This window comes from Thermocoleostomius sinensis A174, assembly GCF_026802175.1.
Lineage (GTDB): Bacteria > Cyanobacteriota > Cyanobacteriia > Elainellales > Elainellaceae > Thermocoleostomius > Thermocoleostomius sinensis.
In genome coordinates, this window is the sequence record NZ_CP113797.1 from 5,585,408 (window position 1) to 5,600,591 (window position 15,184).

Genomic DNA, 15,184 nt, shown 5'->3' on the forward strand with positions numbered 1-15,184 from the left:
GGAATTGCCTTTTACCTTTTTCTTGCATCCCTCATCCCTAAATTATTCGATACTAACGCCCCGAAAGGTTTTCGATCGACTGCGGCTGGGTACAGCAGCTTGTTCGATCGTGCGAGCTTGCACCTGATGAGCTTGAAAGTACTTCTGCCATTCATAGGGTGCATCTAGCGTTTCACCGCCGTGTTTGGTGAGGCGCGATCGTACTTGACATAGAACGGGTGTGTTGACGCAAGCTCCGGCAATGATCACTTGTCCTTTGGTTAGGGCAGGTAGTTCTTTAAGCAAATCGCGTCCGGCGGCTTCCACCCCATACTTGAGGCTATCTTGATCAACGGGATTGACAATTCGCATGACAAACTGGCTCATGCATTGAGACAACACATCCGAGTCCAACTTGCCGGGGCGTTGCGTAATTAAACCCACACCCAACCCAAACTTACGCCCTTCGCTTAAGATTGTGCGGATTACAGCTTTACAACGAGAGGGTTCATGGGCCGGAGCAAAGCGATGGGCTTCTTCCAGCAAAATGAACACCGGATACGGTAAATAATTTTCATCACCGGGGGCAATCCGTTCTTTCTGTGTGCTCATGCGGGCATGGCTCGATTGTCGCAATACAGCGGCACAGATCACCTGCTGTTCGTCCTGGCTAATTTCGTTCATTTGCAGCACAGTCACTTGCCCCGGTTCAAACAAATCTTTGGGAGCTAGATGCTCAAAGGCATGAAAGTAGGGCGATCGCTCCAGTCGATCGAGTTTCCATTCCAACGCCGGGGCCGACGATCCCAACTTGAGATCGCCATCTTCCGTTTGCTGACTGTCTACTTCGCGCACTGCTGTAATCAAGTCCTGGATACTCCAGCGATAATCGCCTTGACGATGGCGTCGCACCAACTCAAAGGCTTTGTGCAACACCGACTGTTGTCGATCGCTCATTTCCGGCAGCAAGCTGAGAATATCGTAATAGTCCAGCGATGAAATGCGAATGCGGACATCATCCGGCTTCAACACTTTCACCTTGGGAGCATAGCCATCGGTGGCAGTGAAGGCCGCATGACCCCGAATGTCTGCGAGGGTATCGTATTCGCCATGGGGATCAAAGATCAGCACGGCCGCCCGGTTTTTGGGTAACAGCAGTTCTTCCACCAACACCCCTGCCGTATAGGATTTTCCCGATCCAGTTCCTGCCAAAATGGCCATATGGGTGCTGACTAATTCCTTTACATCCAGCGCGATCGGCACGGCTCCAGCCTCGCGCAGCAGCAACGACCCAATATGAGCGCCCCCTACCTGATCGGGTTGTTTCTTGTTCAACACTTGCCGTAAGGTATCATCGTTAGCTAAATATACTTTTGCACCGGGATCGGGAGTAATGCGGGGGTTAATGAATCCTAGCGCTGGGTGAAAATAGCCAATCACATCCACGGTAATCTCATAGATTTCTGGATTGGGATGGATAAATCCAACCAAGGCAGCAATCGCTTCAGGGCTAATTTCTGTATCGGCAAACATGCGATCGGGCAGATGATCAATCAGTCGTCGAGCCGAGATTTTACCCAAAATTTGCCAGGTTGCCGGCTGTGACCCGTTTTCCTGTGGCGATCGAGCTTCATAGTAAACAAATTCGCCAATCTTCACCGAGCGGTTACTGGCAGTAATAAACACATATTGATTGCCCGTTTCTCCAGGGCCTTTCACGGTGCCAATGGTGGAAGATAAGAAGGAACGATCCGCTACAACCATAACAAAGCGTCAAAGAGAACAAAAGAACGATTTGAACAACTAATCCAACCACAAATACGAGGATTTCAACCTCGACATAATCCGCCTGCAATCACGCTCACTGCACTCTCGATCGCGCGGCACAATGCGGTCTACAATCACGGTCATCAAGCTGAAGCGGGTAGACGCGATCTCAGGTTTGAATGGTTTGAATCCCATCTCACTTAGCCCTTTTTGACTAGTACAAGTATATATGAGACCTTCTGAAATCTTGCTTAAATTCCTAATAAAGCCATAAAAGTAGCGGTTTAATCGATCGCTTTTCCCTATATCTAGTTCGCAGAACCTAGTTCACACCATTCAAATAAGTGGAAGCAAGCTTCACCAAGCTTGTGAAGGAAATTTCCCAGATAGCGCTAACAAGGGTAAGTAGTAAGGGTAAAGTTAGGTAATCTAGAACCAATATTTAGGATGCGCCAAATCGCCACTAATCATTGCATGATGGGTATGAATTCTGACTTTGATGCCGCTCCTTTGACCAACAAACCGTTTTCTAGCGAGGCTGAGACCTTGGCAGATCTGGAACTCGCTGATGCTGAGGCACTGGTAGCAGATTATGGAGATTTGCCGCTACAGGATGTTGAAGTGAGAACAGACAAAGCAGAAGGTCGTCAACGGCAAATTTCTGCCAAAATCTATATTCCCCATCCGACAGAACAGGTGTGGCAAATTCTGACGGATTATGACCATCTAGCCGATTTTATTCCGAACTTGACCCGAAGCCAGCGCATTGACCATCCCCAAGGCGGCATTCGCATCGAGCAAATTGGTGCAGAGTCACTGTTGAAGCTGAAGTTTTGTGCACGGGTTGTCTTGGATATGGTTGAGCATTTTCCTCATCGTCTTGATTTTGAAATGGTGGAAGGCGATTTTAAGCTGTTTCGAGGCAACTGGACGCTGCAACCCTTAGCTGAGAACGCCACAGAGCTTAGCTATCACCTCACGGTGTTACCGCATCGTCTAATGCCAGTTGCCATGATTGAACGCCGTCTTAGGGCGGGCATGGTGTTGAATCTATCTGCTATTCGCCAACAGGCCGATCGATTGTTTGCCGCCAATGCCTAAGCTTGTTCTCGCAGGTAAAGAAGACGCTGGAGATCCACATTGCCGCCACTAAGGATTACCCCTACTCGTGAGCCAGATAGATCTAGCTTGCCCTCTAACAACGCCGTAGCAGCAAGTGCGCCAGTGGGTTCAATCACCAACTTCAGGCGCTCCCAAAGATAGAACAAGGTGCGTAAGAGGGCAGTGTCGGATACCGTCACCATATCGTGAACATAGTGCAGCACCAGGGGAAAGGTAAGCGTTCCCAATGATGGAGTACGTGCTCCATCGGCAATTGTGTTGGGGTTATGCACGGTTTGCAGTGTGTTCGTGTGAAACGATCGGGTCGCGTCATCTCCTTGCTCTGGTTCTACCCCTACCACCTGACAGGTAGGAGACAAGGCATGAGCCGCGATTGCACAGCCAGACAGTAGCCCACCGCCACCGCAGCACACCAACAGCCAGTCGAGTTCTCCAACGGTTTCAAATAGCTCTTTCGCGGTTGTCCCTTGTCCAGCAATGACATGGCGATGATCATAGGGTGGAATCACCGTTGCTCCTCGCTCTGCCGCAATCTCACGGGCTAGCGTTTCTCGGGTGGTCTCTGCCCGATCGTACAAAATCACTTCGGCTCCATATCCACGTGTAGCGGCAAGTTTCACAGCAGGGGCATCCTGCGGCATCACGATCGTTGTGGGAGTCTTGAGCAAAGTTCCCGCCAAGGCCACAGCTTGGGCATGATTCCCAGAGGAATACGTGAGCACCCCCCGCTGCCGCTGCTCTGGGGATAAATTGGCAAGCGCATTAAATGCCCCGCGAAACTTAAACGAGCCAGTGCGCTGAAAATTCTCGCACTTAAAAAACACCTGACAGCCAGTGCGCTTATTCACCGATCGCGAGGTCATCACAGGGGTAGTATTTACCTGTTCCTCAAGGGTTATTGCGGCTGCCTCAATATCGTCATAGGCGATCGAAGCAACCACTGCTTCAAACGAGGAGGGTTGAGAGGAAGTAGCCACAGTGTCTGCAAGATTAGAGAAACTTTCATCCATTAAAACCGATCTGAAACGCAGCCCCAAAAGCAGCGTCTAACACGATTTGAAAGAATACAAATGATCAATTTGCAAATGATCAATTTGCTTATTAAGGTGACGATTAAATGGTTCAGGGCTATCCCATGAAATTGGTGAAAAGAAGCAGGTGTTGTACCAGCAACTACATCAAGCCAGACTCAATTTGTCCCAATGGGATAAAGCATTCCTTAGGTAAAAGGATTGGTTTTTGCCTAAAAATCAACTTGCCGCGATAGCTATAGCGATCGATTGCAATTCCGATGGGGCGCTGCATTTCTTCGGGGTGCACTTCATAATAAGTTCGATAAATTTGTCGAGCCGCTTGCAACAGGGCTGGATCAAGCAATCCTGAGAAGTGCATCGTTTCTGTCGGTTCAACCGAAATCGGCGATCGCGATTCGGTTTGTTGGGAGTATACCATTCGCTTACCCTATTCTCACAGCTAGACTCTAGTTGATTTATTTTACTGCGGCACAAAAGAAAAGAAAATTTACACAGGTAGCAGAATGTCTTCATCCAACGTATTGTTCAGTTGTTCAGCACTTTGCTGTCTTAGCAAAATTGTCTTAGCAAAACGTTGATTGAGATGATTTCTCTGTATATCTCTCTGTATGTCTCTATGTATGAATGTCTGAGAATAAAATAATACTCATGCTTTACCATGCTGCATCGCATTCACCCCACTGCCTGCGGTTCCTCTTGTCAAAGGGAGGTTGGGAGAGATTGGCATACGGTGCAACCTCATAGAAAAATGGTATTAGATGTTAAGTTTAATCTGAGCGGTTGCTCTAAGGATGTTGCATTACATTAAAGCTTCCTAGCTTCAATGCAATTGCAAACACAAGAAAAAGTGCCAATCACTCTTTATCAGGGCGATCGCACTCACATCATATTTGATGTCAATTCGCAACGAAATACTCTAAACTTGTAATTTTTGTTTACTTATACAGCTACATTGTTGTATAGTGTCACAAATATAAACAATAGTTATATTTGCGCTAAGAAGTTTCAAAGTTGAGCTTATTACATTCCTGGTATATTTTGATTGAACCTAATAACCGGGGCAAAAAACATAAAGACAAGCTGAAGGTTGTCAGTTTAGTGGCCCTAATTTGTGCCAACTGAGGTTTTCAGCACAAGTTGTTGTCTGAAGCTCAATCGGTCTGCATTGTCAACTCAGACATGCAGACGTGGGTTCTCGTGTTCGGATCAAAGTGATTCACAGGAAGGGAAATCATGTCTTACTCGCAAACCAAAACCCAGAGTAAAACTGGGTATCAGGCTGGGGTTAAAGATTACCGTCTAACCTATTACACACCAGACTATACGCCCAAAGATACCGACATTTTGGCCGCATTCCGGGTAACTCCGCAGCCTGGAGTTCCCTATGAGGAAGCGGGGGCAGCGGTTGCAGCGGAATCTTCAACCGGAACTTGGACAACTGTTTGGACGGATCTATTAACTGACCTCGATCGCTACAAGGGTCGTTGCTATGACATCGAGCCTGTTCCCGGTGAAGACAATCAGTTTATTGCCTACATTGCCTATCCGCTAGATCTGTTTGAGGAAGGCTCTGTCACCAACATGTTGACTTCTATTGTTGGTAATGTGTTTGGGTTTAAGGCACTGAAAGCATTGCGCTTGGAGGATCTACGGATTCCCGTTGCCTACCTCAAGACGTTCCAAGGCCCTCCGCATGGTATTCAGGTAGAGCGCGACAAGATTAACAAGTACGGTCGTCCGCTACTGGGTTGTACGATTAAACCCAAGCTGGGTTTGTCGGCGAAGAACTACGGTCGTGCGGTGTATGAGTGTCTGCGCGGTGGTTTGGACTTCACCAAAGACGACGAAAACATCAACTCTCAGCCGTTCCAGCGCTGGCGCGATCGGTTTACTTTTGTTGCTGAAGCAATTCACAAGGCTCAGGCTGAAACCGGTGAAATTAAAGGTCACTACCTCAACGTTACCGCTCCTACCTGCGAAGAAATGATCAAGCGGGCCGAGTATGCGAAAGAACTCGGAATGCCGATCATCATGCATGACTTCTTGACCGCTGGTTTCACTGCCAACACCACCCTCGCTAAGTGGTGCCGTGATAACGGTCTGTTGCTCCACATTCACCGCGCTATGCACGCTGTGATTGACCGTCAGAAGAACCACGGAATGCACTTCCGCGTTTTGGCGAAGTGTTTGCGGATGTCGGGCGGCGACCACATTCACACCGGAACGGTTGTGGGTAAGTTGGAAGGTGACAAGGCAATTACCCTCGGTTTCATTGATCTGCTACGTGAAAATTACATCGAGCAAGATCGCTCTCGCGGTATTTTCTTCACTCAAGACTGGGCTTCAATGCCAGGGGTAATGGCTGTGGCATCCGGTGGTATTCACGTATGGCACATGCCCGCTCTAGTTGAAATCTTCGGTGATGATTCCGTGCTTCAGTTTGGTGGTGGCACGTTGGGACATCCCTGGGGCAATGCCCCGGGTGCAACGGCAAACCGGGTGGCGCTAGAAGCCTGCGTTCAAGCTCGCAACGAAGGTCGTGATCTGATGCGCGAAGGCGGTGACATCATTCGGGAGGCCGCTCGTTGGAGTCCTGAACTGGCAGCAGCTTGCGAACTGTGGAAGGAAATTAAGTTTGAATTCGAGGCTGTTGATACCGTTTGATGCGAGGCTAAAGGCTAAAGGATTGGGAATCAGTCAATCACTTTCTTTCGGCCTTTAGCCTTATACTTCTTCCTTTTTCCTATGGATCTCCGGCAAATTGCCAAGGATACAACCAAAACGCTGATTAGCTACCTCACGTATCAGGCGGTGCGAACGGTATTGGCTCAGTTGAGTGAAACCGATCCTCCCAGAGCCTTCTGGCTCCAGCGATTTTCTGGTAAAGAGAAGATCCAGGATGGGGAAGCTTATCTCCAGGCATTGTTTCAAGAGCAGCAGGATTTAGCATTTCGGATTCTGACGGTGCGTGAACATATTGCTGAAGAAATTGCAGATTATTTGCCGGAAATGTTGCGATCGACGATCCAGCAGGCCAATATGGAACAACGTCGTCAGCAGTTAGAGCGCATGACGCAAGTGAGTCTGGAACCTACAGTTTCTCACCCAGAGCAATCTGGTGAGTCAGAGTCACTGGATACGGAATCTGAAGGTGGCTAATCGCGTGATTCTGGTGATAGGTAATGCGGTAATAGAGTAGGAAATCGACGATCGAAACCAGCATTGGACTTTATACGAATTGTCAATCTTCCATCACCAATTACCAGTTGCCAATTACTAAGTTCAAGATCTATCAAATTACCTTAGAAGCTAAACCAACCATGAAGACATTACCCAAAGAGCGCCGTTACGAAACCTTTTCCTATCTGCCTCCGCTCAGCGATGCTCAGATTGCTCGGCAGATTCAGTACACAATTGATCAGGGCTATATTCCGGCTGTGGAATTCAATGAAGATTCTGCTGCAGAAACCCACTATTGGACCCTGTGGAAGCTACCCCTATTCAACGCCAGAAGCCCCCAGGAAGTGCTAAATGAAGTGCAACAGTGCCGTTCCGAATATGGCAATTCCTACATTCGGGTGGTTGCGTTCGACAATATTAAGCAGTGCCAAGTGATGAGCTTTATCGTTAATAAGCCAAACAGCGGTGGCTATCGTTACTAAAGCTCAAGCATGAATCTTGAAGGGTAGGGTTTAAGTTGTAGCCTTCGGGTTAGTGTTAAATGTTTAACACCAGAGGCGCAAGCTTTTGAAGCTCAAACTTTTTTGAGTGATCCGAACAAATCCCATTGCGAAACAGGAGGTGGAGCTATCTGCCTCTGAAGCTCAAACTTTTTTGAGTGATCCGAACAAATCCCATTGCGAAACAGGAGGTGGAGCTATCTGCCTCCTTTTTTGCATACCTTTTTTAGGTTAATGATTGGGTCGATCGCAGTCAGTGGCAGGGTTCGATCGCATTTGTTCGATCGCATTTACAAAAAGCCCCCAGCCGAAGCCAGGGGCGATTAAATCAGGGTGCATCTACCATTCCCATATACCTGTTGGACAGCACTTATCCGGAAACTAATCTGTATCAAACTAATCTATCGGCGTAATCCTGTGGTTTAGTTTCCCGGTGTTCTTTCCCATGCTTGAAATTCCTGGGTGCCTAGCTTATTGGCGCCACTTGTTTGCATAACCTCGTGTAACCGATCGTTTTCAGTCAATGAAGGGATGCATTGAGACAGTTTGTGCCCTTCAACCATTCATCTACAAAACGCCATAGGCAAAGGAGCAACGGCAATGGTACGTAAACAATTGGGGACGGAAGAGCATGATCTTTGGAGTGGCACAGACGGAGCTAATCGATTCGTCGCCCTAGCGGGTAACGATCGCTGCTTTGGACGGGGCGGTAATGATGTGATTAGCGGCGGTGCCGGCGATGACACAATTGATGGCGATGCTGGCGACGATCGGATTAAGGGCGACTCTGGTAACGATACGCTGAATGGTAATGCGGGCAACGATCGCATCAGCGGCGGTGCAGGAGATGATCACCTCCGCGGTGGATCGGGTAACGACACGCTTAAGGGTGGAGCCGGCAACGATTTTATGGCGGGTGATACTGGCGATGATGTGATGATCGGGGGAACCGGTAATGATGTGCTGGACTGGGATGACGGTGACGGTAGCGACACGATGCTGGGTGGATTAGGACGAGACACGATCGAAGTCGATGGGTCGGTGACGAGGGGCGATCATTTTGTTTTGGGTAGAAATGCAGCAGGCAGAGCTTTCTTTGAACGGGTCAGCTTAGATGGGCAGCTGATCGGACAGTTTACGCTCACAGTTAGTACCTCTGAAATATTTGATGTTAGTGGTGATGGCGGCAACGATACGTTTATCATTAATGACCTAACTGGAACAGGTGTAGAGTTAGTGCAGTTTAGTGGCGATGATGGCGATGATTTAGCCGACGGTCGCCACAGCAGCACTCCGCTACAACTCGATGGGGGCAGCGGCAACGATACGCTGATTGGCGGCGTGGGAACAATGTTAGCGGCAACTGGTGCAACGTTGGGCGATACGCTGACGGGTGGGATTGGACATGATCAGTTTACCTTTGCCACCAATCCCTTCACAGGTGCATTACCGGGACAAAACGTAAACCAACCGGCTGTGATTACCGATTATGAAATTGGTATCGATCGCATCGCCTTCGATCGCCAAGCGTTTGGGCTAAATCGGTTAGAGTTTCAACAAGGTAATGTGACACAATTCACGGGCAATCAGAATTTGTTAGTTCTAGAAGGCACATTTGCCAATGCTGGAGAAGCCGCCCAAGCCATCGCTAATAACGATGCCATTACAGCCAATCGGGGAGTGTTTGTCTACTTCAACCGCACCTTGGGCATCAGTCGCGTCGTGTTCTCGCAAGATTTAGCCAACGGTGGCCCCATCAGCGTCGTTGCCAACTTGGCCAACTCCACCAATTCCGGCAATCAGGCTCTCTTCTCCGCTAACGATTTCAGCTTGGTTTAACAAAGATTGGGGCGATCGCAAGCATTTTGCCGATTGTCCCCACCAAAAGTTGCTAGCTTATGCAAAACTGCCTACGAATAGACAATTCATTCTGTTTCTCTTGCTATAACCAGCAATTCTTGATTCATTGACGGATACTACCAACAAGGCCGTTAACAACGCTGTCAAACATCAGGGTTTAAGCTTATGTGCCCCCTTAGCCTTAAGACCAGCGATTCTACTCAAATTTTGGCAACCGGCAAAGCCAAACTGTGGGCCCTTTTGGTAGGTGTGAACCAGTACCAAGATGAGTCATTCCCAAATCTAGATTATTCTGCAATGGACTGCCGAGAATTGGGAATTGCCCTCAACGAAGCCACCGCCGAATTTCCCTGCAAGCAGATCTTGATTCATCATGATTTTGCCGCCGAGTTACCAACCCTCGCCGCGATCGATCGGCAATTGCAATGGATTGCTACAACTGCCAAACCGCAAGATACGGTTCTAATTTATTTCTCTGGACATGGGGTCATTGAATATCGCACCTATCAAGCCGTGTTGTGTCTACAAGATACGCGCAGCGACGCGCTGCTAGAGACGGGCTTACGAATGCAAACAGTACTGCAACGGCTGGAAACCTGCGAAGCTCGACAACAATTGGTTTGGCTGGATGCTTGCCACAGCGGCAGTTTAATGATGCGAGGAGCGCGGGACGTAGGTGAAAGGATGATGTCGGACAATCCCACGGTGCAGTTGGTGCAGGTGTTGCGCAATCGAGCCGCCCAAAGTCGTGGTTTTTATGCCCTGTTGTCGTGCGATGAAGGGCAGCGATCGTGGGAGTTTCCTGAACTGGGGCATGGCGTGTTTACCTATTACCTAATTCAAGGACTGCGGGGCGAAGCAGCAGACAACGACGGTGTCATTGAAGCAGATGCGCTCTATCGCTATGTCTATCGCCAAACTGTGCAGTATATTCAGCAAAAAAATCAGCAGTTACGAGCGTTAAATGAAGAAAAGCGGCTGCGTCGTGAAAGTCCGCTGTATCCAGAATACCCACCGCAAACGCCTAAACGTATTGTCGAAGGCGTGGGCGAACTGGTACTTGGCATGATTTCACCAGACGCGATCGGGTCGCAATCTCCACCGTCGGCATCCGTTCCCACCCTGTCCTTACCTAGTCATTCTACGGTTGAAGCCAGTCCTGAGCCAGAGCCGATTGAGTCTGTCCTGAGTGATGACCTGAGTGATGATATGAGTGCAGTTGCTAAAACAGCTATGCCGCCTACAGTAGCCTCATCCACAACTGCACCGGCACCGGGAACTGGAGACACCACGATTCTCTATCATCATTCCACCGCAGCGGTCACAACCGCTCCGATTTCAGCAACCTCTAACCGTGCATCAAATACAACAGTCGATCGCACGCTTATTTCCAATCGTCCCTGGCGACCGTATATTTGGATTGCTGGAGCGCTAATGGGAGCCGCGGTGCTGTTGCCGATCGCATGGAGTTGGTGGCGATCGAATTCGATGGAAAATGCTGAGTCACACGCTTGTAATATTAAAGCCGATTATGTTCAAACTGGTTCAAACCAGCGCTTTGATGCCCAAATCTTATTAGATAATTGTGAAGCGGGTGGCAGTTGGCAGCAGGTGCGGGTACAAACACTGACCGAGCATGTGGGACCGGTGTGGGCAGCCGCCTTTACCAGCGACGGCAATACGTTGGCCAGCGGCAGCGGCGAGGTAGTAGAAATTTGGGATTTGCGCACTCAAACCTTGGTGCGAACGCTGGTAGGGCATGCTAAACAAATTCATGCGGTGGACATCAGCCCCAATGGGCAAACAATCGTCAGTTCCAGCGGCGACCAAACGGTGAAGATTTGGAATTTGGCTACCGGCAAGTTACTGCGCACCCTGGAGGGCCACACCAGCACTGTCTGGTCAGTCAATATCAGCCCTGATGGACAAACCCTGGCTACTAGCAGCAGCGATCGCACCATTAAGATTTGGAATTTGGCTACCGGCGAGTTACTGCGCACCCTGGAGGGCCACCAAGATTGGGTATTTGCAGCCGTATTTAGCCCTGATGGGCAAACTCTGGCTAGCGCCAGCCAAGACCGAACCATTAAATTATGGGACTGGCAAAATTCTAGGGAACTGCAAACCTTGACCGGACACAATAATGCGGTGCGATCAATTGGGTTCGATCCAAGAGGAGAACGGTTGGCTAGCGCCAGTTGGGATCGATCGGTCAGGCTCTGGGATCTAGAGACGGGGGAGGTGGTGCATACCTTCACGGGGCACACTGACCATGTTGTTTCTCTGGCTTTCAGCCCTGATGGCAAAACCTTGACTAGCGGTAGTCGCGATCGCACGGTCAGGCTCTGGAATGTAGAAACTCGTACCTCGATGGCAACGCTATACGGTCACACTGATTGGGTATTAGCGGTAGACTTTAGCCCAGATGGTAATACCCTAGTGAGTGGAAGCCGCGATCAAGTTATTACACTCTGGAGACGGTGAATAAAAATCCCAGTCAGTCGCATCCGTGGATTAGTCGCTCTGTTGGCGATGGCGATCGCTATTACCTGGAATCGGTTCTCGGCAGTGGCGGCATGGGTGAGGTATTTTTGGCGATCGATACGCGCTTGGGCAAAACTGTGGCGCTGAAGCTGCTGCGGGAATCGTTGGCGATCGCGGAAAATTTGAACTTACGAGAACGGTTTGAGCGGGAATGTGCCATCTGTGCGGCGCTGAAAAGTGAACACATCGTCCAAGTCAGTGACTATGGTGTCACCGCCGAAGGCTATCCGTTCTATGTAATGGAATATTTGCAAGGGCAAACCCTAGAATATCGCCTGGCTAAGGAGCCGCGGTTATCTGTCTCTGAAACCTGCCACATCATTACGCAGGTTTGCGCTGGCTTGCAACTGGCTCACGATGGCATTGTGCTGTGGGATCGCAAAACTGGATCGAGCGAACAAATTAAAGTGGTGCACCGCGATCTCAAGCCTGCCAATATCTTTTTAGTTCCCACCGCCTTGGGAGAATTGGTCAAAATCATTGACTTCGGTATTGCCAAAATTCGATCGCTGCAAACTAATCACACTAATGCCACTGGCTTCTTTTTGGGAACCTGTCACTATGCGGCTCCAGAGCAATTTTCGGGGCGGCGTATCGTGGACGAGCGTGCCGATATTTACAGTTTGGGTGTGATTCTGTATGAAATGCTCACCGGGATTGATCCGTTTGGCTTTGACTACCGACGCCAGTTTGTGGCTAACGAAGCTTGGTTTGCGGCGCACACCTCCACGACGCCATTACCTTTACGATCACAGCCCCACTGTCAAGACTTACCCCCCGCCCTAGAAGCAATCGTCTTGCGCTGTTTGGCAAAATCTCCGGACGATCGGTTTCCCTCGGTGGTCGCGTTGAGTCAGGCGCTACAAACGGTTCGTTCGACTCCAGAGTTAGTTCCTCCAGTTAACGCGCACGGCTTGAAGCCAGATTCGCTCCAAGAGAGGCCTTCCCTAGCGGCGAAATTAGCATCCCACGATGGTCAGGTTAATCGAGGAGAAACGACACGCCTATCCCCCTCGGTGTGGCTTCCTCGTGTGGTACAACAGTGGCGCTGGCGGCTGCTGGCGATTGCTGGGGTTTTGTTGTTGCTAGGTGGTAGCTACTATGTGGCTCAGTGGCGACAGGCTCCTATCACCCGTGAAGCAACCCAATTCGATCGCTACAGACTAGCTCAAACCCTATCTGGCAACATGGCCCCTGTCTGGACAACGGCGCTACATTTCAATGGGCAAACGCTGGTTAGCGGCGGCGAAGATCACACGATTCGAATTTGGGACTTAGAAACTGGGGACAACAGCCTACTGTCTGATCATGAAGACGTAGTGCGATCGCTCAGCCTCAGCGCTGATGGGCAACTGTTGGCCAGTGGCAGCAGCGACGCCACCATTAAACTGTGGCGCTTGTCCACTCGCCAATTGCTGCGTACCTTGACTGGACACACGGCCGCTATTTGGTCGATCGATCTCAGTCGGGATGGTCAAACCCTAGTCAGCGGCAGCGAAGACGGCACCATTCGCGTCTGGAATGTGCAAACTGGAGCAGTTGTTCACACCCTCACCGGCCACAATGGTCCCGTGTACGCCGTGACCCTAAGTCGCGACGGCCAAACCTTCGCTAGTAGTAGCGCCGACAAAACCATCAAAATATGGAACTTGCAAACCGGAGTCTTACTGCGCACCCTAACTGGACATACTGATGCCGTTAGAGCCGTGGCATTTAGCCCTAATGGGCAACTGCTGGCTAGTGCCAGTTGGGACAAGACTGTGAAAATCTGGAATTTGCAAACTGGTAGCTTGGTACATACGCTGGAAGGGCATCGCGATCGGGTTGTTTCAGTTGCCTTTAGCTTCAACGGGCAAACTCTGGTCAGCGCTGGCCTCGATCGCACCATTAAACTGTGGAATCCGCAAACGGGCACATGGCAACAAGACCTCACCGGACATTCTGATTGGGTCTTATCGGTGATTACCAGTGCCTCCGATCGCAAAATTATCAGCAGCAGTAAAGATCAAACCATTAAACTGTGGCGCTAGCTCTAGCCACAGTTTTTATTTATTCTCCAGCCTTCCTGCATAACCGCTCACAACTGCACGTATCTACCACTAACCAAACGGAGGGTGTGATTATGTTAAACAAAAATGATTCCTCACCGACTACATCTACTACATCCACTACATCCACTGCGTCCACTCGATCGGAGCGATCGTCTCGGTGGCTGATTGGCACGGGCTTGGCAACGCTAGTGGCAGTATCAGGCGTGGCTTTTGGGGTGTATCAATGGCGTGACCAGCAGCAAGTAGAGGCAAGAGCAAACTGGGAAAATGTGCAGGTGCAAGTCCTGACGGGGCATACTAATGAACTGTGGTCGGTGGCACTCAGTCCTGATGGAGAAACGCTGGCAACAGCCAGTGAGGACAAAACCATTCGCCTCTGGAATGCTGACAATGGAGAGTTAATCCGCACGCTGGAAGGCCACACCGATGGTGTGCTGTCGGTCGCCTTTAGCCCCGATGGAGAGACACTAGCTAGCAGCGGCAAGGATTTCACCATTCGCCAGTGGAACCCCGCTACTGGCGAACTGTTGCGCACAATCAATGCCCACACCAAATTTATTCGATCGATTGCCTTTAGCCCCGATGGTCAGCAATTGGTGAGCAGCAGTTGGGACAAAACTGCCAAAGTGTGGGATTGGCAAACCGGGGCGTTGATCCGAGCATTTGAGCCGCAACCGACGGGCATTTTTGCTGTGGCCGTTAGTCCTGACGGGGAAACAATCGCCACTGCCAGCAAAGACAACCTAGTGCGGTTATGGAATCTGCAAACTGGCACGCTGCTGCATACCCTTGAAGGCCATACGGACTCGGCCCGATCGATCGCCTTCAGCCCTGATGGTCAGACCTTGGCCAGCGGCAGCAACGATCGAACTATCAAATTGTGGAATGTGGAGACTGGAACCTTGCAGCGCACCCTAGAAGGACACAGTGATCTTGTCAATGCCCTCACTTTTAGCCAAGATGGTATGCTACTGGTCAGCGGCAGCGAAGATTCAACCGTGAGAGTGTGGCGTTTGGATGCAGGCACCACGCTACGCGCCCTATTTGGTCATACAGATGTGGTGCGATCGGTAGCGCTCAGTGCCGATAACGAGCAGTTATTTAGCGGTAGTGTGGATCAGACGGTGCGAATGTGGCGGCATTAAAC

General features: G+C 50.0%; 11 protein-coding genes. 8 read left to right on the forward strand and 3 right to left on the reverse strand.

From position 1 onward, the window contains the following. Positions 1 to 42 precede the first annotated feature (42 nt). Positions 43 to 1,743: an ATP-binding protein gene (locus OXH18_RS24220; protein ID WP_268610103.1), complete on the reverse strand. Its 1,701-nt coding sequence runs from the start codon at positions 1,741 to 1,743 to the stop codon at positions 43 to 45. Positions 1,744 to 2,229: 486 nt separating this feature from the next. Between OXH18_RS24220 and OXH18_RS24225 the strand changes: the two genes are divergently transcribed. Beyond that, a complete protein-coding gene (locus OXH18_RS24225) occupies positions 2,230 to 2,847 on the forward strand; it encodes an SRPBCC family protein (RefSeq protein ID WP_268610105.1) in 618 nt (205 codons plus the stop codon). Here OXH18_RS24225 and OXH18_RS24230 read toward each other — a convergent pair. Both OXH18_RS24230 and OXH18_RS24235 read right to left on the reverse strand, forming a co-directional pair. Beyond that, a complete protein-coding gene (locus OXH18_RS24230; RefSeq protein ID WP_268610106.1) occupies positions 2,844 to 3,845 on the reverse strand; it encodes a threo-3-hydroxy-L-aspartate ammonia-lyase in 1,002 nt (333 codons plus the stop codon). The two genes, OXH18_RS24225 and OXH18_RS24230, sit on opposite strands and share 4 nt — an antisense overlap. A gap of 196 nt (positions 3,846 to 4,041) precedes the next feature. After that, entirely contained in the window at positions 4,042 to 4,320 is a 279-nt protein-coding gene (locus tag OXH18_RS24235; RefSeq protein ID WP_268610107.1) for a hypothetical protein, read from the reverse strand. Between the two features lie 815 nt (positions 4,321 to 5,135). Between OXH18_RS24235 and OXH18_RS24240 the strand changes: the two genes are divergently transcribed. The 7 genes from OXH18_RS24240 (at position 5,136) to OXH18_RS24270 (ending at position 15,182) form a co-directional block, all read left to right on the forward strand. Further along, positions 5,136 to 6,566, forward strand: a complete 1,431-nt coding sequence (locus OXH18_RS24240; RefSeq protein ID WP_268610108.1) for a form I ribulose bisphosphate carboxylase large subunit — start codon at positions 5,136 to 5,138, stop codon at positions 6,564 to 6,566. Between the two features lie 81 nt (positions 6,567 to 6,647). After that, on the forward strand, positions 6,648 to 7,061 hold the full coding sequence (gene rcbX, locus OXH18_RS24245) for a RuBisCO chaperone RbcX (protein WP_268610109.1): 414 nt from the start codon (positions 6,648 to 6,650) through the stop codon (positions 7,059 to 7,061). Between the two features lie 161 nt (positions 7,062 to 7,222). Continuing rightward, positions 7,223 to 7,564 (forward strand): ribulose bisphosphate carboxylase small subunit, encoded by a 342-nt coding sequence (locus OXH18_RS24250; protein ID WP_268610110.1) that lies wholly within the window; start codon positions 7,223 to 7,225, stop codon positions 7,562 to 7,564. Positions 7,565 to 8,182: 618 nt separating this feature from the next. After that, positions 8,183 to 9,421, forward strand: coding sequence for a calcium-binding protein (locus tag OXH18_RS24255; RefSeq protein ID WP_268610111.1), 1,239 nt, complete (start codon positions 8,183 to 8,185; stop codon positions 9,419 to 9,421). 186 nt (positions 9,422 to 9,607) lie between these two features. Continuing rightward, positions 9,608 to 11,926, forward strand: coding sequence for a WD40 domain-containing protein (locus OXH18_RS24260; protein ID WP_268610112.1), 2,319 nt, complete (start codon positions 9,608 to 9,610; stop codon positions 11,924 to 11,926). Next, entirely contained in the window at positions 11,923 to 14,016 is a 2,094-nt protein-coding gene (locus tag OXH18_RS24265; RefSeq protein WP_268610113.1) for a serine/threonine-protein kinase, read from the forward strand. Before OXH18_RS24260 ends, OXH18_RS24265 begins: the two co-directional genes overlap by 4 nt. A 92-nt stretch (positions 14,017 to 14,108) precedes the next feature. After that, on the forward strand, positions 14,109 to 15,182 hold the full coding sequence (locus OXH18_RS24270; protein ID WP_268610114.1) for a WD40 repeat domain-containing protein: 1,074 nt from the start codon (positions 14,109 to 14,111) through the stop codon (positions 15,180 to 15,182). Positions 15,183 to 15,184 lie beyond the last annotated feature (2 nt).

Bases quoted from the DNA above. Each gene is read 5' to 3' on its own strand.
- OXH18_RS24220 (WP_268610103.1), bottom strand. From the start codon at position 1,743: ATGGTTGTAGCGGATCGTTCCTTCTTATCTTCCACCATTGGCACCGTG.
- OXH18_RS24225 (WP_268610105.1), top strand. From the start codon at position 2,230: ATGAATTCTGACTTTGATGCCGCTCCTTTGACCAACAAACCGTTTTCT.
- OXH18_RS24235 (WP_268610107.1), bottom strand. From the start codon at position 4,320: ATGGTATACTCCCAACAAACCGAATCGCGATCGCCGATTTCGGTTGAA.
- OXH18_RS24240 (WP_268610108.1), top strand. From the start codon at position 5,136: ATGTCTTACTCGCAAACCAAAACCCAGAGTAAAACTGGGTATCAGGCT.
- rcbX (WP_268610109.1), top strand. From the start codon at position 6,648: ATGGATCTCCGGCAAATTGCCAAGGATACAACCAAAACGCTGATTAGC.
- OXH18_RS24250 (WP_268610110.1), top strand. From the start codon at position 7,223: ATGAAGACATTACCCAAAGAGCGCCGTTACGAAACCTTTTCCTATCTG.
- OXH18_RS24255 (WP_268610111.1), top strand. From the start codon at position 8,183: ATGGTACGTAAACAATTGGGGACGGAAGAGCATGATCTTTGGAGTGGC.
- OXH18_RS24260 (WP_268610112.1), top strand. From the start codon at position 9,608: ATGTGCCCCCTTAGCCTTAAGACCAGCGATTCTACTCAAATTTTGGCA.
- OXH18_RS24270 (WP_268610114.1), top strand. From the start codon at position 14,109: ATGTTAAACAAAAATGATTCCTCACCGACTACATCTACTACATCCACT.